The sequence below is a fragment of the Gordonia sp. NPDC003504 genome (assembly GCF_053587995.1).
In genome coordinates, this window is record NZ_JBSFPC010000007.1 from 143,184 (window position 1) to 163,636 (window position 20,453).

The 20,453-nt window shown below is 66.9% G+C and carries 18 protein-coding genes and 1 pseudogene; 9 read left to right on the top strand and 10 right to left on the bottom strand.

Annotated elements, in window-relative coordinates; all coding sequences use genetic code 11:
- Window positions 1-13: 13 nt before the first annotated feature.
- Both ACWDPV_RS14780 and ACWDPV_RS14785 read right to left on the bottom strand, forming a co-directional pair.
- A complete protein-coding gene (locus ACWDPV_RS14780) occupies window positions 14-766 on the bottom strand; it encodes a queuosine precursor transporter (RefSeq protein ID WP_449743588.1) in 753 nt (250 codons plus the stop codon).
- 29 nt (window positions 767-795) lie between these two features.
- The gene (locus ACWDPV_RS14785; RefSeq protein ID WP_449743589.1) at window positions 796-1,269 is read right to left on the bottom strand and encodes a DUF4307 domain-containing protein; all 474 of its coding nucleotides are present in this window, start codon (window positions 1,267-1,269) and stop codon (window positions 796-798) included.
- A gap of 132 nt (window positions 1,270-1,401) precedes the next feature.
- Between ACWDPV_RS14785 and mca the strand changes: the two genes are divergently transcribed.
- From mca to ACWDPV_RS14800, 3 genes are all read left to right on the top strand, one after another.
- Window positions 1,402-2,268 carry a mycothiol conjugate amidase Mca gene (gene mca / locus ACWDPV_RS14790; RefSeq protein WP_449743691.1) on the top strand — a complete coding sequence of 289 codons (867 nt, stop codon included), beginning with the start codon at window positions 1,402-1,404 and terminating at the stop codon, window positions 2,266-2,268.
- Window positions 2,265-2,612 (top strand): hypothetical protein, encoded by a 348-nt coding sequence (locus ACWDPV_RS14795; protein ID WP_449743590.1) that lies wholly within the window; start codon window positions 2,265-2,267, stop codon window positions 2,610-2,612. Before mca ends, ACWDPV_RS14795 begins: the two co-directional genes overlap by 4 nt.
- Before the next feature lie 331 nt (window positions 2,613-2,943).
- The gene (locus tag ACWDPV_RS14800) at window positions 2,944-4,950 is read left to right on the top strand and encodes a thioredoxin domain-containing protein (RefSeq protein ID WP_449743591.1); all 2,007 of its coding nucleotides are present in this window, start codon (window positions 2,944-2,946) and stop codon (window positions 4,948-4,950) included.
- Window positions 4,951-4,962: 12 nt separating this feature from the next.
- Here the strand turns inward: ACWDPV_RS14800 and ACWDPV_RS14805 are convergent, their stop codons facing one another.
- Window positions 4,963-5,190: a hypothetical protein gene (locus ACWDPV_RS14805; protein ID WP_449743592.1), complete on the bottom strand. Its 228-nt coding sequence runs from the start codon at window positions 5,188-5,190 to the stop codon at window positions 4,963-4,965.
- 143 nt (window positions 5,191-5,333) lie between these two features.
- Between ACWDPV_RS14805 and ACWDPV_RS14810 the strand changes: the two are divergent.
- A pseudogene (locus ACWDPV_RS14810) lies at window positions 5,334-5,675 on the top strand (DUF4345 domain-containing protein); the annotation flags it as partial.
- 45 nt (window positions 5,676-5,720) lie between these two features.
- Here ACWDPV_RS14810 and ACWDPV_RS14815 read toward each other — a convergent pair.
- From ACWDPV_RS14815 to rocD, 3 genes are all read right to left on the bottom strand, one after another.
- Window positions 5,721-6,569 carry a patatin-like phospholipase family protein gene (locus tag ACWDPV_RS14815; protein ID WP_449743593.1) on the bottom strand — a complete coding sequence of 283 codons (849 nt, stop codon included), beginning with the start codon at window positions 6,567-6,569 and terminating at the stop codon, window positions 5,721-5,723.
- Window positions 6,545-7,165, bottom strand: a complete 621-nt coding sequence (locus ACWDPV_RS14820) for a histidine phosphatase family protein (protein WP_449743594.1) — start codon at window positions 7,163-7,165, stop codon at window positions 6,545-6,547. Before ACWDPV_RS14820 ends, ACWDPV_RS14815 begins: the two co-directional genes overlap by 25 nt.
- Before the next feature lie 63 nt (window positions 7,166-7,228).
- Window positions 7,229-9,304: an ornithine--oxo-acid transaminase gene (gene rocD, locus ACWDPV_RS14825; protein WP_449743595.1), complete on the bottom strand. Its 2,076-nt coding sequence runs from the start codon at window positions 9,302-9,304 to the stop codon at window positions 7,229-7,231.
- 97 nt (window positions 9,305-9,401) lie between these two features.
- On the opposite strand from rocD, the gene ACWDPV_RS14830 reads away from it, so the two are divergent.
- Window positions 9,402-9,848: an Lrp/AsnC family transcriptional regulator gene (locus ACWDPV_RS14830; RefSeq protein ID WP_449743692.1), complete on the top strand. Its 447-nt coding sequence runs from the start codon at window positions 9,402-9,404 to the stop codon at window positions 9,846-9,848.
- Window positions 9,849-10,247: 399 nt separating this feature from the next.
- Window positions 10,248-11,342, top strand: a complete 1,095-nt coding sequence (locus ACWDPV_RS14835) for a 3-deoxy-7-phosphoheptulonate synthase (RefSeq protein WP_449743596.1) — start codon at window positions 10,248-10,250, stop codon at window positions 11,340-11,342.
- A gap of 36 nt (window positions 11,343-11,378) precedes the next feature.
- Here the strand turns inward: ACWDPV_RS14835 and ACWDPV_RS14840 are convergent, their stop codons facing one another.
- From ACWDPV_RS14840 to ACWDPV_RS14850, 3 genes are all read right to left on the bottom strand, one after another.
- Window positions 11,379-12,995: an alkaline phosphatase D family protein gene (locus tag ACWDPV_RS14840; RefSeq protein ID WP_449743597.1), complete on the bottom strand. Its 1,617-nt coding sequence runs from the start codon at window positions 12,993-12,995 to the stop codon at window positions 11,379-11,381.
- A 110-nt stretch (window positions 12,996-13,105) separates the two neighbouring features.
- Window positions 13,106-13,780: a PAQR family membrane homeostasis protein TrhA gene (gene trhA / locus ACWDPV_RS14845; protein ID WP_449743598.1), complete on the bottom strand. Its 675-nt coding sequence runs from the start codon at window positions 13,778-13,780 to the stop codon at window positions 13,106-13,108.
- 76 nt (window positions 13,781-13,856) lie between these two features.
- Entirely contained in the window at window positions 13,857-14,306 is a 450-nt protein-coding gene (locus tag ACWDPV_RS14850) for a MarR family winged helix-turn-helix transcriptional regulator (RefSeq protein ID WP_449743599.1), read from the bottom strand.
- 67 nt (window positions 14,307-14,373) lie between these two features.
- On the opposite strand from ACWDPV_RS14850, the gene ACWDPV_RS14855 reads away from it, so the two are divergent.
- Window positions 14,374-15,447 carry a hypothetical protein gene (locus tag ACWDPV_RS14855; RefSeq protein WP_449743600.1) on the top strand — a complete coding sequence of 358 codons (1,074 nt, stop codon included), beginning with the start codon at window positions 14,374-14,376 and terminating at the stop codon, window positions 15,445-15,447.
- 41 nt (window positions 15,448-15,488) lie between these two features.
- Window positions 15,489-16,301, top strand: a complete 813-nt coding sequence (locus ACWDPV_RS14860; protein WP_449743601.1) for an isoprenyl transferase — start codon at window positions 15,489-15,491, stop codon at window positions 16,299-16,301.
- Between the two features lie 24 nt (window positions 16,302-16,325).
- Here the strand turns inward: ACWDPV_RS14860 and pdxR are convergent, their stop codons facing one another.
- Window positions 16,326-17,843: a MocR-like pyridoxine biosynthesis transcription factor PdxR gene (gene pdxR, locus ACWDPV_RS14865; protein WP_449743602.1), complete on the bottom strand. Its 1,518-nt coding sequence runs from the start codon at window positions 17,841-17,843 to the stop codon at window positions 16,326-16,328.
- A 396-nt stretch (window positions 17,844-18,239) separates the two neighbouring features.
- Here pdxR and ACWDPV_RS14870 point away from each other — a divergent pair, with 396 nt between their 5' ends.
- The gene (locus tag ACWDPV_RS14870; RefSeq protein WP_449743603.1) at window positions 18,240-20,330 is read left to right on the top strand and encodes an HNH endonuclease signature motif containing protein; all 2,091 of its coding nucleotides are present in this window, start codon (window positions 18,240-18,242) and stop codon (window positions 20,328-20,330) included.
- Window positions 20,331-20,453 lie beyond the last annotated feature (123 nt).

Here is a 20,453-nt window from a genome sequence, read left to right on the forward strand (position 1 = left end):
CATGAGGCGCACATCACGTGTCGGCGGAATGAACCCGTTCCAACGCCTCGGCATACGACGGTTCGGCACGTTTGAGCCAGCCGACCACCAGGTAGGTGATGGGCATGACGACCACCTCGACGAGGGTCTTCCAGACGAATCCGACCGCGGTGTAGTTGATGAAGTCGCCCCAGGTGGAGATGCCGAGGGCGGACGCGGCGACCGAACAGAAGACCAGGGTGTCGGCGAACTCGCCGACGACCGTCGAGCCGATCAGCCGGGCCCACAGGCGACGCTCGCCGGCGCGTTCCTTCATCTTCACCAGCACAAAGGAATTGAGGAATTCACCGGCCAGATATCCGAGCAATCCGGCGAGCAGGAATTGGGGGACCACGCCGGCGACGGTTTCGAAGGAGTCCTGGCCGGAATAGAACGGCGCGGCGGGCAGGTGAATCGTCAGCCAGAAGCAGGCGGAGGCGATCAGCAGGACGACGAATCCGGCCAGGATGACCCGGCGCATGGCGCGGAATCCGTAGACCTCGCTGATGACGTCGCCGAGCACGTAGGCGAGCGGGAAAAGGAAGAACGCGCCGTCGGTGACGAGGCCGTTGAGATGGATCGGACCGGCGTCGAGATGCAGCCACTGGTCGAACAGCAGCACGCCCTTGGTGCCGGTGATGTTGCTGATCAGCATCACCCCGACGAACAGGGCGGTCAGCATCGGCAGGTACGGGCTCGAGACGGTGGCGAAGATCGCCCGGGATTCGCGCGGTTCTGTCTGGGTCACCGGTATGCGTCCTGTCACTGAGTTGCGCGTCACTGGGGTGATTCGGTGAGGTACGCGGGCACATCGGTGGTGCACCCGAACACCTCGCCGATCACCGGCGGTTCCGACGTCGCCACGTCGACGCGGTGGCCTTCTTGCACCTCACCGGGGCCGATCAGGACTTCGCGGCGACCGGTCTCCGAGCCGTCCTTGGATCGGGCGCGCACCACGCAGGCGACCGGGCGTGACGGATCGGCGCGGTTGACGGTGAACTGCACGGCCACCGTCGAGGGGTCGAGGATCTCGTAGCCGGTGGCCGATCCGGAGACATCGGGGTCGGCGAACTTCTGGTAGCCGATGACCGCCAGGACGACGCCGGTGATGACGACGAGCGCCGACAATCCGAGGAACCAGAGCCGACGACTCGACGCCGATTGTGTGACGGGGTAGGTCGCCCGCGGCCCACTGTGGGGGCGATCATGCAGGTCGGGGTCCGATGGGCGGCCCCCGTCTGAACTGTTCACGCGTCAATACCTACCATGAGAGGAGTAACGACCCGAAGGCGAGGAACTGTGCCCGAGACCCACACCGCCGGACCCGACGTATCGACGCCGTCGGTTCCCTCGACATCTGGGGCGCGTGGCGGATTCCGTCTGATGGCCGTGCATGCGCACCCCGATGACGAATCGAGCAAGGGGGCGGGTACCTCCGCCAAGTACGCCGCCGAGGGCAATGACGTCCTCATCGTCACCCTCACCGGCGGTGAACGCGGCGACATCCTGAACCCGGCGATGGATCGCCCGGGGGTCAAGGAACGGATGAGCGAGGTCCGCAAGGAGGAGATGGCCAAGGCCGCGGCGGCGCTCGGCGTCGAGCAGATGTGGCTCGGGTTCGTCGACTCCGGGCTTCCCGAGGGCGATCCGCTGCCGCCGCTCCCCGAGGGTTCGTTTGCGACGCTGCCGCTGGAGGTGCCCACCGAGGCGCTGGTCAAGGTGGTCCGGGAGTTCCGACCGCACGTGATGATCACCTACGACGAGCACGGCGGATATCCGCATCCCGACCACATCATGTGCCACAAGGTGTCGGTCGCCGCCTTCGACGCGGCCGGCGATCCGGAGGCCTATCCGGGAACCGGCGAACCGTGGACGGTGTCCAAGCTGTATTACACGCACGGCTTCATCCGGGATCGGATGGTGCTGTTCTCCGACGAGTTCGAGCGGCACGGCCAGGAAAGCCCCTTCAAGCAGTGGCTGAGCAAATGGGACCCGAGTCGCGGCGACCTGATGGGGCGGGTGACCACCCAGGTCGAATGCGGCAAGTACTTCCCGCAACGTGACGACGCGCTGCGCGCCCACGCCACGCAGATCGATCCGAACGGCATGTTCTTCGCGGTGCCCCTCGAATGGCAGCAACGACTGTGGCCGACCGAGGAATTCGAACTCGCCCAGACGCGGGTGACCACCTCGATCCCGGAGAACGATCTGTTCACCGGCGTCGACGCGACCAGTGAGGTGCCGCGATGACCTCCGCGCTCTACACCACGATCCTGGCCGCGCAGGAACAGCCGCAGGGCCCCGAGTTCGGCAAGGCGTCCCCACTCGGCCTGCTCATCATCATCCTGCTGCTCGTCGGCACTGCGCTGCTGATCTGGTCGATGAACCGCCAGCTCAAGAAGCTTCCCAAGACCTTCGACACCGATCACCCCGAGGCCGATCAGGCCTTCGACGAGGGAACCGATTTCGACGGCGGCAGCGGGCCCGGGTCGGTGGTGGCGCGCGGTGCGGCCGGCGAGCAGGTCGGCACCGAGCAGGTGGTCCCCGGAAAAGTCGTGACCGACAAGGGAATCGGGCGCTCGTCGGAGTCCTGAACGTCTCGCGTGACGCGTTGCCAGTCCTCGGTGCCGATGAGTATCGTGTAGTCGGGCAGCGAAGCGGCGAGGCCGTCGTCGAAGGTGGCGAGCATCCTCCAGGCCTGCATCCTCCAGGCCCGCGGACACGTCGTCGGAGGTGATGCGCGGGCCAAGACCGACGAAGGGGGAAACCGGACACCGGATCGATTCCGATGCCCAACGGCTCATCGAGTTGCACGAGTCCGCGCGCCGTGAGTTCGGCCGGTGCGTCATATCTGCATCAGGTGTGATGCAGCAGGTCACGGCGACCAGGCGATGATTGCGGTGCCACCCGTGCCACGCTGGAGTCATGGCCAACCTGCTCGCCGCGTCCACGAGTCCCTATCTGCGCCAGCATGCGCAGAACCCGGTGCACTGGCACGAATGGGGTGACGCCGCGCTCGACGAGGCGCGCCGTCGTGATGTGCCGGTGCTGCTGTCGGTGGGTTACGCCGCCTGCCACTGGTGTCACGTGATGGCGCATGAGTCCTTCGAGGACGACGCCACCGCCGAGCAGATGAACGCCGACTTCGTGTGCGTGAAGGTGGACCGGGAGGAACGTCCCGACATCGACGCGATCTACATGAACGCCACCGTCGCGATGACCGGCCAGGGTGGCTGGCCGATGACGTGCTTCCTGTTGCCCTCGGGGGAGCCGTTCTATTGCGGCACCTACTTTCCGTCGACACCGCGATCGGGGATGCCGTCGTTTCAGCAGCTGCTCACGGCGATCACGCAGGCCTGGACCGAACGTCGCGAGGAGGTTCGAGATGTCGGGGCCAAGATCCGTGATCACCTGACTGCCAACGCATCCGCTCTGCCCGCAGCGGCCGTTCCGGTCGACGATCGGTTGCTGGAGCACGCGGTCACCAGCGCGCTCGGCGACGAGGACCGCGACTCGGGCGGATTCGGTGGCGCGCCCAAGTTCCCGCCGTCGGCCCTGCTGGAGGGGCTGATCCGCCACAGCGAACGCACGGGGGTGCCCGACGCCGCCGACGCCGCGCGTCGCACATGTGAGGTGATGGCGCGAGGCGGCATCTATGATCAGCTCGGTGGCGGCTTCGCCCGGTACGCCGTCGACAACGACTGGGTGATTCCGCATTTCGAGAAGATGCTCTACGACAATGCGCAACTGCTGCGGGTATATGCGCATCTCGCGCGCATCGACGGTGATGCGTTCTCGCTGCGGGTGACCGGTGAGATCGTCGAGTTTCTCGTCCGGGAACTCCGGGTGCCAGGGGGCTTTGCCTCCGCCCTCGACGCCGACGCCGACGGAACCGAGGGCTCGACATACGTGTGGACGCCCGCCCAGTTAATCGAGGCCCTCGGCGAGGCCGATGGGCGTTGGGCGGCAGACCTTTTCGGAGTGACCGCGGCGGGCACCTTCGAGCACGGTACGTCGACGCTGCAACTGCGGATCGATCCCGACGATGCGCGACGCTACGCCGCGATCCGGCGTCGCTTGCTGGAGGTGCGCGCCGGTCGGCCACAACCCGAGCGTGACGACAAGGTGGTCACCGGCTGGAATGCTCTGGCGATCACTGCGCTCGTCGAGGCCGGCGCGGGACTGGGCCGCCCCGATTGGGTTGATCTGGCCGCCGAGGTGGCACGCGAGGTGGTCGACGGCCACATCGTCGACGGGGTGCTGCACCGCTCATCGCTGGGTGGTCGGGTCGGCGCTCCGATCGCCGCACTGGACGATCATGCCGCGCTGGTCACGGCGCTGCTCGCGTTATACCAGGTGACCGGCGAGAAGCAGTGGTACGACACCGCATTCGCTCTTCTCGAGGTCACGATCGGCACGTTCGCCGACCCGGCGGAACCTGGCAGTTTCTACGACGCGGCCGCCGACGACCTGATCGCCCGCCCACGCGATCCGATCGACGGTGCCACACCGTCGGGTACCTCGTTGATGGCGGAAGCGCTGCTCGTCGCGTCGACACTCGCCTCGGTCGATGCGGCATCACGCTACTCCGAACTTCTCGATGCCACGCTGGCCCGGGGTGCGGTGGTGCTGGCGAAACTGGCTCGCTCGGGCGGTCATTGGCTGGCCGTCGCACAGGCCGTGGTGGCCGGTCCGCTGCAGATCGGGGTGTCCGAGGCGCAGGGGAGTGCGGGGGAGTTGGCCGCGCGTGCTCGTGCGGTCGCTCCCGGCGGGACGACAATTGTTGCCGGGACACACGATTCGAGCCCGTTGCTGGCCGGTCGTGGGACGGTCGGAGGTTTCGATGCCGCGTACGTGTGCCGCGGGACGGTGTGTGATCTTCCTATCACCGGTCTCGATGATCTGACCGCGGAGTCCTTCCGGCAGCCGTGAACGACGAGGGTCTCATGCGCGCGGTGTGACCTGCAGGTCGACGTGCGCGCCGACGGTGGAATCGAGTGCCGCCATGCACATCTGGTGGTTCTCCGACGGTGTGATGGTGCCGTCGACGAGGGAGGCAACGGTGGTGGCCCGAACGAAAGCCACCCAACCCGCGAATCCTGCTTCGGCGAGTTCCCGCCTGTGGCCAGTCGCGTCGGCCGCGTCGAGGAACGAGGACCACAGTGCGGACATGTCCCTGTCGATGGGACCCCGTACGGCGGGATCCGCGGATACCGAACTGCGGTTGGCGATCAGGACCAACGGGAGATGGGCCGCGTAGAAGTCGAGATAGGCGCTCAGGGCGAGATCGATCCGGTCACGGACGGTAGATTGCGATGCAAAGAGCTTTCGAGATATGGCTGACGACGTTCGGGCTGGTCGTTGCCGGCATCGGGTTGGCCCATCTGTTCTTCGGTCAGATGACCTATATCGGAGGAGGTTCGGTCAACGCGACCATGGATTCGGACCTGAGATTCTTCAACGTCCTGTTCACCGCGTACGGCCTGGCGTTTGTTTGGGCGGCACGTGACGTGCGAGCGCGCGGACGGCTGGTCGACCTGCTGGGCCTGCTCTTTTTCATCGGCGGGCTCGGGCGTCTGCTCGCCTGGATCGCCAGTGGAGCACCCAGTGCGTTCTACATGATCATGGTCCCCGTCGAACTGGCCGTTCCGATCGTCAACTGGGTGGTGCTGCGGTCGATTCAGAAGTCGCCACGGCCTCGGTCACGTAAGCCGGCTGAGCGAATCGAGGCCGTCCTCGTATCCCAGAACTGCTGCCACGCCCCGAACTTCGGGGTCGAACGGATCGGTGCCGAATCCGACGACGGTGCGCTGCGACGGGGTGATCACGCCGGCGGCTGCCAGCACCGCGGCGACCGCCGGTGTGGCGTTCTGCGGATCCTCCGGCACCGGTGCGAGCACCAGTGTCCGCGCATTCGGTTCCGCCAGATCCGCATTGGTGATCGACAGGACGCCGCCGTCGACATAGGTGGCGTCGCCGATGGTCACCGCGGGCCACAGGCCGGGTACCGCGCAGCTCGCGGTGATGGCGTCGACGAGGTTCACCCCATCGGCGGCGGTGAACACCACGCGGCGGCCATCGGCGCGCATCGCGGTGACGGCCAAGGAACTCGGCCAGGTGTCGTCGGTCAGACGGGACTCGATGGCGGCGCGGCGTGCGTCCGGTTCGACGCCCGCCATCGATCGGGACAACTCGACGAATCTGGCGACCTTGCCGTCGTCGGAGTCGGTGGAGGTGGAGATCTCGACGAAGGATGTCAGGGTGGTGACCACATCGGCCGTCGGAGTCAGTTCGGCGGATCGGCGTGAGCGGCGCACCATGGTGTCGAATTGTGTGGTGGCCGAACCGGATTGCAGAATCGCCGCAGCGGTTGCCGAACCGGCCGAGGTTCCGATGACGCGGGCGGCGTCGGTGAGGCGGAACCCGCCGCTTTCCTCCAGCGCGGCGAGAACCCCGGTGAGCCAGCCGATGCCGGCCAGCCCGCCACCGCCGAGGACGACGGTGGTCGGCGAGATCGACGGCACCATCAGATCGCCGACGGCGAGGCCCACTGGCCGGCCGGAAGCAGTTCGGACAGTCGCCGGTCTCCCTCGGTGTCGGCGAGCAGTGCCGATCCGGCGGGGCGCAGGTCGATGCTGGCGCCCTGGGCGATGGGCCAGTGCAGGAATCGGCAGATGAACGACCGGGAGAAGTGTCCGTGCGACACGATGATCACGTCGCGGGACTCCCACATCTCCTCGACGTGGGCGACGGCGGCGTCGACACGTCGGGTCATCTGCTCCACCGATTCGCCGCCGGGCGCGCCCGTCGTCCAGATCGTCCAGTCCGGATCGTGCTCGGCCTGAATCTGAATCCGGGTGAGCCCCTCGTACTGTCCGTAGTCCCACTCGGCGAACAACTCGCTGGTCTCGTCGACTCTCAGTCCCGCCAACTCGGCGGTGCGTTGGGCGCGACGTCGCGGGGAGGCCATCACGAGCGGTTCGACGAGGCCGATACGGTCGGCGATTCCCCGCAGGCTCGTCGCATCCTGCTCACCCCGTGGCGTGAGATTGATGTCGGTCCGGCCGGTGTGCCGGTCGGTCAGCGACCACTCGGTCTGGCCATGACGGATGAGCAGGACGCGACGACGGATACGTTCGGTGGACACGCTCGTCAGCGTAGTCGCACCGGACGTGTCGCGGCGGGAACCCGACGGCCTATGCGGCGGGGCTCAGGCCTGCAGGGCGTCGGCGAAACGCCCGATCATCCAGTCGATCTCGTCGTGGGTGATCACGATCGGCGGGGCGAAACGGATGGTCGAACCGTGGGTGTCCTTGGCGAGGACGCCGAAGTCGGCCAACCGCAGGCAGATCTCCTTGCCGGTGCCGAGCGCCGGGTCGATATCGACGCCCGCCCACAGTCCCTTGCCGCGCACGGCGTGCACGCCCTTGCCGATGAACTCGCGCAGCCGGGTGTGCATGTACTCGCCGAGTTCGGCGGCGCGGGCCTGCCAGGTGCCCTCGGCCAGCATGCGGACGACGGTGTGGCCGACGGCGGCGGCCAGGGGATTGCCGCCGAAGGTCGAGCCGTGCTGTCCTGGATGGAGCACGCCCAGCACGTCGGTGTTGGCGACCACCGCCGACACCGGCAGGATGCCGCCACCGAGGGCCTTGCCGAGGGTGTAGACGTCAGGCACCACATCCCAGTGCTGGCAGGCGAAGGTCTTGCCGGTCCGGCCGAGGCCGGACTGGATCTCGTCGGCCATCATCAGCACGTCGTTGTCGGTGCAGAGTCGACGCACGGTGGGCAGGTAATCGTCCGGCGGCACGATGATGCCGGCCTCACCCTGGATGGGTTCGACGAGCACGGCGGCGGTGCGCTCGGTGATCGCGTCGGCCAGCGCGGTGGCGTCGCCGTAGGGCACGCGTACGAAACCCGGTGTGAAGGGCCCGAATCCGCCGCGGGCATCCTCGTCGTCACTGAAGCTGATGATGCTGATGGTGCGGCCGTGGAAGTTGCCGCCGGCGACGATGATCTCGGCCTGCCCGTCGGGCACCCCCTTCACGTCGTAGCCCCACTTGCGGGCCACCTTGAGCGCCGACTCGACGGCCTCGGCGCCGGTGTTCATCGGCAGCACCATGTCCTTGCCGCACAGGGTGGCCAGCGCGGCGCAGAACGGCTCGAGCTGATCGGACTGGAAGGCGCGGCTCGTCAACGTCACCCGACCGAGCTGTTCCATGGCGGCGGCGGTGATCTCGGGATTGCGGTGCCCGAAGTTCACCGCCGAGTACGCGCCCAGGCAGTCGAGGTAGCGGCGTCCGTCGACGTCGCTGATCCACGCGCCCTCGGCGGTCGCCGCGGTCACCGGAAGTGGTGAATAGTTGTGGGCCACATGGGGTTCCGCCGTCGCAGAGTGCATCGTTGCCTCCCTCGCATCCGTTCCGGCCGCCGGCGAACCGGTGTCGGCGAGCCGCACCTCCAGTGTGCAACACTTCACACCGCCGCCGCCCTTGAGCAGCTCGGACAGATCCAGGGGGATCGGGTGGTATCCGGCGTCGCGCAGCAATCCGGCCAGGTGTGGTGCGGCGTCGGTCATCACCACGTGATGTCCGTCCGACACGAGGTTCAGGCCGAGTACCTCGGCATCGGCGGCCGAGGCGATGATGGCGTCGGGGAACAGCTCCTCGAGCAGGTGCCGCGACGATTCGGAGAATGCGGCGGGGTAGTAGGCCACGGAGTTCTCGTCGAGCACGCCGAGCGCGGTGTCGAGGTGGTAGTAGCGCGGGTCGACGAGATCTAGGGTGATCACCGGCAGCCCGGTGAGGGCGGCGATCTCGGCGTGGGTGTCGGGATGCGTGCGGAAACCGGTGCCTGCGAGGATGCGTTCACCGACGACGAGGAAGTCACCCTCACCCTCCTGGACACCATTGGTGCGGTGCACCTCGGTCAGGCCGGCGGTCTGGAACCACGCGGCGTAATGATCGGCTTCGGCCGCGCGTTCGGGGAAGGTGAAGCGGGCCGCGATGGCACAGCCGTCGACGACGAGACCGCCGTTGGCGGCGTAGACCATGTCGGGCAGCCCCGGCTGCGGATCGACCAGATGCACGGTGTGACCCAGCGCCTCATAAGTGCTGCGAAGCGTGTTCCATTGGGCGAGTGCGAGTTCGGTGTTCACCGGGATGCTCGGATTCATCCATGGATTGATCGCATAGCTGACCGTGTAGTGGGCCGGCGGGGTCATGGCGTAGGTCCGGGTGCGCGCGGACCGGATCGAGGGCGCGGAGCAGTAAAGCGTCGTCAGCGTCATAAAACCAGGGTAGAAGTGCTCCTGGATGCAATCAATCACTGTACATTGCGCAATGACGAAATAATTCGTTGTTCAACCGTAAGTGAAGGGCGATCCGTTGCGTGGACTCGATGATCTTGATGAGAAGGTGCTGGCATGCCTCACCCGCGACGCCCGCGCGACGTACGCGCAGATCGGCGACGAGGTGGGACTTTCCGCGCCCGCGGTCAAACGACGGGTCGATCGGCTCCTCGACGATGGGGTGATCAAGGGCTTCACCACCGTCATCGACGCGGCGGCCATGCAATGGACCACCGAGGCCTACGTCCAAGTGTTCTGCCGGGGCAACATCTCGCCCGAGGTGCTCGCCGCGTCCTGGGAACCGATCCAAGAGGTGGTCAGTGCCGCCACCATCACCGGCCAGGCCGATGCGATCTTGCGTTTGATGGCCCGCGACGTCCACCACCTCGAGCAGGCGCTCGAACGGATTCGGCAGGCCGGTGGGGTGGACCGGACCGAGTCGATCATCGTGCTCAGCCACCTCATCGATCGGGGTCATCCCTGATCGGTACCCCGGCCCGGTCGCGCCGTCGCGCCGTGGTGACCGCCGGGCGGCACGCGGGGCGTCCCTCTACTGGTCGGGTGCCTCGTCCCATGGTCATCGGGGAGACCGAGGCGTTCGCGGTCGTCTGATGTGGTGGGGTCCGCCCGGGGTCTTTGGGCACCCGGGCGGGTCCGTGGTAGCCTCGCTGACGTGATCAGCACCGTGCGCGCCTATTGGCGTTTCTTTATCGAGGCTCCGGGTGAGCCTGCGATGAAGCGCTGACGCGTCGCACAACCTCAACCCGGAGCCCCGAGCAGTGACCATCAGGTCGCTGCTCTTGTCATGTCAAGGGCTTTCCGGCGAGAACGAGGCGGGCGGGCCCGAGATCCACGACAGGCCCCCACCGCGAAAGGCACCCACGTGACCACCCTCGGAGATCTGCCCCGAACATCGGCATCGACTATCGCTGCCGAATCCACCTCGGACCGCAGGATCAAAGCGTTCCGGGCGATTCCGTCGCCCGACAGCATCCGCACCGAACTGCCGCTGACCCCGCGGCGGGCGCTGGCCGTGCAGCGTGATCGCGACGAGATCGCCGCGATCCTCGCCGGCACCGACGACCGGCTGCTCGTCGTCGTGGGGCCGTGTTCGGTGCACGATCCGATCGCCGCCCTCGACTACGCCCGACGGCTCGCGCCGCTCGCGCAGCGTTACGCCGAGAAACTCAAGATCGTCATGCGGGTGTACTTCGAGAAGCCGCGCACCACGGTCGGCTGGAAGGGCCTGATCAACGATCCCGGGATGGACGAGACCTTCGACGTCGAGCGGGGCCTGCGCACCGCGCGGTCGTTGCTGCTCGACATCATCGACCTCGGCCTGCCGGTGGGATGCGAGTTCCTCGAACCGACCAGCCCGCAATACATCGCGGACGCGGTGGCGTGGGGAGCCATCGGTGCCCGCACCACCGAGTCGCAGGTGCACCGGCAGTTGGCGTCGGGTCTGTCGATGCCGATCGGTTTCAAGAACGGCACCGACGGCAATGTGCAGGTGGCCATCGACGGTGTGAAAGCGGCTGCCGCACAGCATGTCTTCTTCGGCGTCGACGACTTCGGGCACGGCGCGCTGGTGGAGTCGGCGGGCAACGCCGACTGCCACATCATCCTGCGGGGCGGCACCCACGGGCCGAACTTCGACGACGATTCGGTCACCACCGCGGTCGCCGCGCTGGCGAAGGCCGGTCTGCCGGCACGCGTGATGATCGATGCGAGCCATGCCAATTCGGGTAAGGACCACGTCCGTCAGGCCGAGGTCGCCCGCGAGATCGCGGCGTCGGTCCGGGCGCGGCGCGCGGCAGGCCAGGAGTTGCAGGTCAGCGGTGTGATGCTGGAGAGTTTCATCGAGGCGGGCGCGCAGTCACCCGACGCCACGCCGCTGGTGTACGGCAAGTCGGTCACCGACAAGTGCATGGACTGGGAGGTCAGCGCCGCGGTGCTGGCGGAGCTGGCGCAGGCCTGATCATGGTGGCGCCCACGCCGATCGGCTGACCCGACCTCAGATCACGTCGATGTCGGGTCGGCCGTCGGGGATGGTGACGAGCGCTCGACGATGGAGCGGCGCGCCCCGATCGCCGATCGAATCGGTGACGCGGAATTCGGCCTGCCACTGAGCGTGGGCGATCCGGTGCAGCACATACCCGCGTTGGGAGCTGCCGAAGCGGATGTGCGGTGACCCGGCCTTGAGTGCGCGGTCCTGATCGTCGCTGTCCTGCCCGTCACCGCCCGAGGCAATCGAGGTGCCGGCGAGTTCGACCCCGACGGTGGGGGACGGGCGAGTGTAGGTGGATCGCAACTCCGACACGATGTTTCGGTGGATGTCGCCGACGATGGACGTGAGGTTTGTCACCTGGCGTTGGCGGGCGCCGTCGAGGATTCGGGCGCGCGACGCCTCGTATCCGCTCCACCCGTCCATACTGACGGCGCGAATTCCGTTGTCGTCGTGGGCCAGATCTCCGATGGGTGTCTGGTGGGCGAGTACATTCCAGCGGGTCCGGCTCGCCGATAGCCCGTCGAGAATCCAGCGTTCTTGTGTGCCGCCGGTGATGGTGCGACGCGCGTCGGCGGTGGCGGCGTTCTGGCCGGTGTCGTTGTCGCCGTTGACCTGATCGCTGCGGTAGGTGCGGGTGTCGAGCACGCTGACGGTGGCGAGGTCACCGAAGACGAATCGGCGGTAGGCGCGAAAACCGTTGCCGAGTACCGCGAGACGAACGGGCGTGTTCTCCCACCAGGCTCTGATCGCCTGGGCGTGACGGCTGACGAACTGCGGTATCGGTTGATCGTCCTCCGGGATGTCGCCGGCCCAGTTGTTGTCCACCTCGTGGTCGTCGAAGATCGTGATGAACGGGCTGGTGGCGTGTGCGCGTTGCAGATCGGCGTCGAGTTTGTAGAGCGCATACCGGTCGCGGTAGTCGTCGAGGGTCGCACATTCCCGATGTGCGGAGGCCGGCATGGCCGTCGTTGCTCGGGCACCGCCGTCCGGCGGGATGGGCTTTTCGTAGATGTAGTCGCCGAGATGGGCGATCACGTCGGGCGCCTTGGCTGCCATGTCGGCGAAGGCGTTGTAGAAGCCGTCGGCCCACGACTGGCACGAGGCCATCGCGACGGTCAGGTGCCCCGCCGGTGATCCCGCGGCGGGTGCGGTGCGGGTGCGTCCGACCCGTGACGTCTCACCAAGAGCCCGGAATCGGTAGAAGTAGTCGGTCGCGGGCGAGAGTCCGCGGACGTCCACGTGCACACTGTGACCGCCGCGCGCGGTGGCCGTCGCCGTGCCGCATCGCAGGACGATCCGCATGCCCTCGTCGGCGGCGAGCTCCCAGTCGACCCGATGTGATGCCGCGCCCATGCCGCCGGCGCGGGCCAGGGGATCGACGGCGAGGCGGGTCCACAGCACGATGCCGTCGGGCAGTGGATCGCCGGAGGCCACACCGAGAGTGAACGGATGTCCGCCGGCTCGTGGTGTGGGCGCCGACGCCGCGTCGGTGGCGAAAAGGGTCGGTGCGGTGGCGAGTCCGGCGGCGACACCGGTCCAGGTGAGGAATCGGCGACGGGTGAGGCCGCCGCAGACCACCTTGTCGGGTCCCACGCGCAGGGTCGAAAGCTGTGCACCGGGCATGCCGCTCAGCCGACCAGTGCCGGATGACGCGGAACCGGCCCGCCGTCAACCGTGGGGTGAGGACGAGGTGAAGACGCGTGTCGGCGTGAGAGCGGCTTTCGGATCTGCCGTCAGATCGCGTAGGCCAGCACCAGCCACACCGCGATGTAGTGCAGCAGCGCGGCGACGGCGGTGCAGGCGTGGAATACCTCGTGATGTCCGAAATGGGTCGGCCACGGGTTGGGCCAGCGCGCGGCGTAGAGGATGCCGCCGACGGTGTAGAAGACGCCACCCAGGGCAAGCAGGACGATGACGGTGATGCTCGTGTGGGCCACGAGGGTCGGGGCGACGGCGACGATCACCCAGCCGAGTAGGACGTAGAGCGATACCCCGAGCCATCGGGGAGCGGCCGGCCAGGCGAGTTTGAGGATGACGCCGCTCAGCGCCCCGGCCCAGACGATCCCGAGGACCCACCATCGGGCCGGGGACGGCAGGCCGACCGCGCAGAACGGAGTGTAGGTGCCGGCAATGAACAGGAAGATCATCGAGTGGTCGGCGCGCTTCATCCGGATCTGCGCGCGCGGGGTCTTCCACGGGATGCGGTGATAGCTCGCCGAGACCGCGAAGACACCGAACACGGTGAGCGCGTAGACGGCGCAGGCCAGCGTTGCGGCGGTACCGCGCAGAAAGGCCGCACCGAGGATCACGGCGACACCGCAGATGGCGGCGACGTAGGCGGAGTACTGGTGGATGACGCCGCGTAACCGTGGTCGGTCGGCGATGTGTGGTGGCAGCGTCGAGGTCACGAAACCTACGGTACCGTAACTTAGTGTGCGGACGGGGTGATCTGTCGATCACCCGCACGCCGTCCGGTGCCCGTGGTCACTGTGGTGGGAGCGGGTCGGAACCGTTGTACCTGCGCAGCAGCAAGGCGAACTGCTCGATGTCATGCGTCGGCCAATCGGTCAATCGGGAGGCGATCTCGACGCCGCTGCGGTGCCGGATCTGATCGAGGACTCCGCGCGCGGAGTCGGTGATCTCCAGCGCCTGTATGCGCGGCGACTCGTGAGTGTCGCTGCGGGTGAGTAGTTCACGGCGTCGCAGTTCCCCGAGTTGTCTACTCGCCGTGGACTTGTCGATATGGGCGGCGCGCGCGAGGTCGGAGGCGCTGATGCCGGGGTTGTCGGCGACCAGGCTGAGCAGCGAGTACTCCACGAAGGTCAGCCCGGCATCGCCGTAGATCTCCCGGGCCCCGTTCCGGAGACGTCGGGACAGGGTCACCAGCTCGTGGGCGACCTGCTCGGCGGTCGTCGATTGCGACTCGGCATCCATGGTTGTATTCTACAACTCATATTGAGTTGCATAATGCAACTACGCTGACATCTGAGGAGAGAGTGACATGTCTGCTGCGCCCACGCCACCACTGCCGATCAAGACGATCGCGTCGCATGTGGCGGTGCCGTTCGTGATCGGCATCGTCATGGCCCTGTGTTATCTCGGTGGATTCCACAAGCCCGATCCGCAGGGCCTCCGCGTCGACGTGGTCGGCTCGGGTGTGCAGACCGCGGTGGCGGCGCAGCAGTTGCAGGAGAAACTTGGTGACAAGGTGTCGGTCCGCACCATCGACGATGTGGACGCCGCCCGCGGCGCGATCGAACGGCGCGAGATCGTAGCCGCGTTCGTTCCGGATCAGTCGACCGCGCAACTCATGGTGTCCACGGCGGCCGGCGACCCGACGGCCGTCACCGTCGAACGCATCTTCTCCGCGATCACCATCACCCGTGATCAGCCGCTACGGATCGTCGACGTGGTGCCCGTGGATGCCACCCGCGATCCGTCCGGGCAGAGCATTTTCTTCTTCCTGGTCGCGCTGACGGTCGGGTCGTATGGCACGGGTATCGCGATCGCGGTGGCCGCGGGCGGCCGCGACATCCGAGTCCGCGCGGGGATCGCCGTCGTGGCGTCGGTGCTGGTGGCTGCGGTGATCTCGGCGATCGCGGTGTGGGGATTCGACGCCCTGCCCGGTGCCGAGTGGCAGATGTTCGGGTTGGCGATTCCGTACGCCCTGGCCACCATGCTCTTCGCGGTCGGCCTGCACCCGCTGATCGGGCGTTTCACCACGCTGGCGATGGTGACGATCTTCGTCGGATTGAACTTCACCAGTTCCGGTGGTGTGTTCCCGCCGCAGTTGCAGCCCCGGTTCTTCGGAGTCCTGCATGACTTCTGGATCGGAGCCGGATTCCAGGAATCGGTGCGTGACCTCGCCTATTTCCCGCAGGTCGGCGTGGCCGGTGAGGTCGGCAAGATCATCGGCTGGCTGATCGCTGGGGTGGCGCTGGTCGGCGTGGCCGCGACCGTCGAACGTCGTCGGCATCCGGCGGTCGCCGCACCCGGGGGTCCGGCCGGTCGGCACGAGCGTGCGACCCTGTCGCCGGCCGCCGAGGAGGAACTCGCCGAGGACGTAGTTGCCTGAGCGCGACGGCGCTGTCAGCGTCGAGCGCTAATCTGGTCGCGATGAAACTGCTTCCCGATCGTCTGCGCGGACCGATGCTCAGCGTCTACGAGCGACGGCTGGTCCAACTCATGGACACCACCCGGCTGCCGCACCACGTCGCGATCATCTGTGACGGCAACCGACGCTGGGCGCGTGAGGCCGGCTTCGAGGATGTCAGTCACGGTCACCGCGTCGGGGCCCGACGCATCGCCGACATGCTGGGCTGGTGTTCGGAACTCGACATCGAGACCGTCACCATCTACCTGCTGTCGACCGAGAACCTGCAACGCGAGTCCGAGGAACTCGACGCCCTGATGGAGATCGTGCCCGACATCGTCGACGAGATCTCCGGGCCCGTCGGCGACGAGACCGACGATGACGTCCCGGCGGGCGATTGGCGGGTCCGTATCGTCGGAACACTTGATCAGTTGCCCGAGGCGGTGGCCGAGCGACTGCGGGCGGCGTCGGAGCGGACGCAGGGACGCACCGGGATGAATGTCAACGTCGCCGTCGGGTACGGCGGGCGTCAGGAGATCGTCGACGGGGTGCGGGCGTTGTTGACCGATGCCGCCGATGCCGGTGCCACCCCGGCGGAGATGATCGGTGCGGTCACCGTCGAGGGGATCGACCGCAATCTCTATACGAAGGGGCAGCCCGATCCGGATCTGGTGATCCGGACCTCGGGGGAGCAGCGGTTGAGTGGTTTCCTGTTGTGGCAGAGCGCGTATTCGGAGATCTGGTTCACCGACGCGTACTGGCCGGAGTTCCGGCGGGTGGATTTCCTGCGCGCACTTCGTGATTACGCGGCCAGGAGTCGTCGATTCGGGAAGTGAGTTGGGCTCCCGTCGGAATCGAGCTCACGCAGGGCCGTGACGCGAGGTGTCGTCGTTTGACCCGGTCGGGCCGGCATTCGCGATGAGTTCGGTCAGTGCGTTGACGTCGGTGTCGAATGTCGATGCGGCCGGTGTTCCGAATCCGACGAGGATGCCACCGCCGGAGTTGCCGTCCGCGTCGATGACCGCCGGTGCGTCGGGATGGCGGAGCATGTCGAGTCCCACCACAGAGAAACCCTCTCGCCAGGCGGCATTCAGCACGCGCGTCTCGGCGTCGTGACCCATTCCGACCACGGCGTGCAGGCCCGCCGGAATTCCGCCGACGGTGATGTCGTGTTCGGCCAAACGGGCGATCAGCGTGTCACGGCGGCGACGATAGAACTGTCTGCTGCGCCGGATGTGCTTGTCGTAAGCCCCCGTGGCGATCATGTCGGCCAACACCAGCTGATCGACAATGCTCGCATCGGGTTCGCGAATTCCCTTGGCCCACATGACCGTGTCCACCAGGCGAGGCGGCAAGACGATCCATCCGATCCGCACCGCGGGGGACAGGCTCTTACTGACCGAGCCGACGTAGATCACCTGTTCCGGCGCGAGCCCCTGCAGGGCTCCGACGGGTTCGCGGTCGTAACGGAGCTCGCCGTCGTAGTCGTCCTCGATGATCAGTGCATCGCTGTGGCGTGCCCACTCGATCACCTGGCGGCGGCGGTCGGGTTCCAAGGCAACGCCCAGTGGAAACTGGTGGCTCGGTGTGAGCAGAACAGCGGACACATCCCGGCCGACGAGATCCTCGACGACCGCGCCGTGATGATCCACAGGGATGGGATCGATCGAAACACCTTGACGCGCAATGATGTCGCGGTGGAACGGTAGTCCATAACCTTCGACAGCGATGCGTCGGTCGGCGACGGTGCGTCCGAGGAGTTCGAGCGCACTCATCACCGAGGTGGTCAGCACGATGCACTCCGGTGTCGTGCGCACACCGCGGGCCCGGGACAGATAGTGGGCGAGTTCGATTCGTAGGCGTTCGCTGCCGTTGGGAGCCGACGGTGCGAACGACGAATCAGGAGCCTCGGCGAGCGCACGACGCGTTGCGGCCACCCACTCGGCTCGCGGAAACAACGACGCGTTGGGCTGACCCAGTGAGAAGTCGTGCGTGACAACGGCAGTGACCGACTGGGCGTGACTGCCGGCGTCCTCCACGGCCCGCGTGGCCCCGGCAGCCACTTTGGTCCCCGATCCCTGCCGTGCGATCAGGCGCCCCTCGGCGACGAGTTCGTTGTATACGGCGGCCACCGTGCCGCGCGACAGGCCGACGTCGGCGGCCAGCGACCGATACGGAGGTAACGTCGTGCCGGCAGGGAGTCGGCCGTCGGCGATGGCATCGCGCAGCGCATCGGCGAGTCGGTGCCGCAACTGGGCGCCTCGGCCGCGCGTCGTCGTGGACGGATCCGGCTGCAGGTCCAGGAAAAGGTCGGTGCCCAGCCGTGCCGCCAGTTCATCCCACGGATCGGGCTCGCGAATGGCCTGTTGATCTGTCACCGAATTGACCCTCGATTCTGATGCACTCCGACGGTACCCGGATCGAAGATAGTCCGCCGGTGAGGGTTGCAGTCGAACGGCGAGAACCACGTAGGACGGGCGAAACCCGAGGGAAGAATGGTTCGTCCCCGGGGGTTCGTGATCGTCCGTGGGGAATTGCTGGGGGACGAATCTGTCAGTGGGGGAGGAGCTCTCGGCGCAACGATCTGACCGACCGGGGTTGTGTCCAGTCTGATCTGGTGCGGTTGGTGGGCGATCCGGTTTTGTCGGTGGTCGGGTATAGCGTGTGGGTCAGAGGGTTACAGATGGTTCTGGCGGTGCGATCACCGGATTCGGATTCGGCTGTGAGCCAATGATTATCCGGTATTCCTCACTGCGTGGGAGGGGGTGGTGTCGGTGTTCACCTATGACGTCGATGCCGATCTCGCGCGGGTGCGGTCGATGTCGTTGACCGAGTGTGGGGAGCAGGCGCGGTCGGCGTTGATGCGGTCGCGTCGCGAGGAAGCACGTGCGGTGCTGTTGGCCGGGGAGATCGGTCGGCGCTCGTACGAGGAGGCGCTCGCGGGGTTGCCCGGGTTGCGGCAGATGATGGTGCGGGATCGGGCCGTGAAGGCGGCGGTGGGGGATGTGTCGTTGGCGTTGGGGGTCACGCGGTCCAGGGCGCGGCAGTGGATGAATCTCGAGGATCTGTTGCTGGATTTCCCGAAGATCCGGGCGGCGTTCTTGGAGGGGCGGTATTCGACGCATCGGGTGAAGATTCTGGTGCAGGCGGCTGAGCGTGCGGCGATGAACGCCAAGGCCGAGCCGAGCACCGGAGGCGGGGAGAGTGCTGGTGGTGAGGACAGCGCCGACGGTGACGGCAGCACGGGTGATGGTGATGGTGTGCCGCAACCGGATTCCGATGATACGCGGGGTCAGGCTGGTGACGGCGCCGCCGACGATGGTGATGCCGGCGAGGCTGATCGTGTCGACGGCGCTGATCCCGAGCGTGACGCGGAGGTGGATGCCGAGGATCGTGACGTCGACGTAGATGACGCCGATCCCGATGCCGATCACACTGACGCCGAGCGGCCGTCGTTTGAGGATATTGCGTTGGAGCTGGGTGCGCGGGATACCGCTGATTCGGTGTTGCGTGACGATCTGGATGATGCGTTGATCGCTGATAACGCGGATCGGGCGACGCGGGCGCGGGAGGAGTTCGGGCAGGACTGGGCGGATGTGATCGTCCGCAATGATGTCGATGGTCACGCCACGATTGCTGCGTGCGTGCTGGCGCAGGATGGGATCTATCTGCGGGAGCGGATGGCGAAGTTGATTGCGCGGCGGGTGTGTCATCAGGATCCGCGGTGGGTGGGATTGTTGCGGACGGTCGCGTTCGGTGAGTTGCTCGGCGCGCCGGGGGTGCGGTTGGGGTGTCAGTGCGGGTTGGACAATTGCCCTGCTCCGGCCGCCCGTCGGCAGCGACGGCACGAGGTCAAGGCGGCTGCGGGCCGCACTGCCGGCAGGTCCACGCCGTCCGAGTCCGCACCGTCGGAGTCCGGACCGTCCGAGTCCGGACCGTCCGAGTCCGGCTCCTCGACCGAGGTGGTGGTGTTCGGCGAGGCGTCGTTCACGGTGTCGGGTGCCGACGAGGTGCTCGCTCCGAGACATGACGATGCCGAGGAATACTTGCCCGACGACGACACCGCGCCCGAACCCGATGACCCGCACGCTCATCACGACCTGCAGTGGGACCCCGATGACAATCGTAATGTCAATGGCAACTACGACATCAACGACACCAATGGCGACAACGACGACCCCGAAGCCCAGACCGCCGGCATGGACACCGCAGGCGCGTCGACGGCGGTGGTGCCGGTCGACACCTCTCCGGTGCCGGTGATGGTGGTGACCTCCCCGATCGTGCCGGCCCCGCCCGTATCGGGGGAGGTCGTGCCGGTCACCCCGGCGCAGCCGCCGGCGTTTCTGCTGGTGCGTGACGCGAGTGGGCAGATCCCGGACCGGTTGCACGGGTACGGCGCGATCGATCCGGTCCAGGCCGAACACGTCGCCGCCCATGCGCGGGTGATCTGGGTACCCGACCACGCCCGACCGGCCCTGCAACGCTTACAGAAGGTGGTGGATCGGGCGCAGGCGCCGCCGGTGGATCCGACCGGTCATGGTGGCTACACGTCGCCGCCGCCGGGGGCGTTGACCTATGCCCCGTCGCAGCGGATACGCGATGAGGTCTTGTCCACCGACCTATGGTGCCGGTACCCGTTCTGCGGGATGCCCGCACACCTCTGCGAACTCGATCACCTGGTCGCGTTCGTCGGTGCCAACCCCGTCGAGGGCGGCTGGACCGTGGTGGAAAACCTTGCGCCCCTGTGTAAACCGGACCACCACCGCAAGCACGTCGGACATTGGCGTGGCGTCATGCACATCGACCGGTCCATCACCTGGACCAACATCCACACCGGACAGATCCTCATCACCTACCCCAGGTGATCGCGGGGTAAGGGAGAGAGTGACACGGTCGGCGGACCGCAGTCGATACCGCTGCACATATCGACACCACTGCACAATTGGCACAGAAATCTACACCCTGATTGCACCGCATTTCCGATGCAA

Excerpts from the sequence above, each read along its gene's own strand:
- ACWDPV_RS14800 (WP_449743591.1), top strand. The coding sequence starts at position 2,944 with ATGGCCAACCTGCTCGCCGCGTCCACGAGTCCCTATCTGCGCCAGCAT.
- ACWDPV_RS14855 (WP_449743600.1), top strand. The coding sequence starts at position 14,374 with ATGTCTGCTGCGCCCACGCCACCACTGCCGATCAAGACGATCGCGTCG.
- ACWDPV_RS14805 (WP_449743592.1), bottom strand. The coding sequence starts at position 5,190 with ATGTCCGCACTGTGGTCCTCGTTCCTCGACGCGGCCGACGCGACTGGC.
- ACWDPV_RS14795 (WP_449743590.1), top strand. The coding sequence starts at position 2,265 with ATGACCTCCGCGCTCTACACCACGATCCTGGCCGCGCAGGAACAGCCG.
- mca (WP_449743691.1), top strand. The coding sequence starts at position 1,402 with ATGGCCGTGCATGCGCACCCCGATGACGAATCGAGCAAGGGGGCGGGT.
- ACWDPV_RS14850 (WP_449743599.1), bottom strand. The coding sequence starts at position 14,306 with ATGGATGCCGAGTCGCAATCGACGACCGCCGAGCAGGTCGCCCACGAG.
- ACWDPV_RS14840 (WP_449743597.1), bottom strand. The coding sequence starts at position 12,995 with ATGCCCGGTGCACAGCTTTCGACCCTGCGCGTGGGACCCGACAAGGTG.
- ACWDPV_RS14860 (WP_449743601.1), top strand. The coding sequence starts at position 15,489 with ATGAAACTGCTTCCCGATCGTCTGCGCGGACCGATGCTCAGCGTCTAC.
- rocD (WP_449743595.1), bottom strand. The coding sequence starts at position 9,304 with ATGACGCTGACGACGCTTTACTGCTCCGCGCCCTCGATCCGGTCCGCG.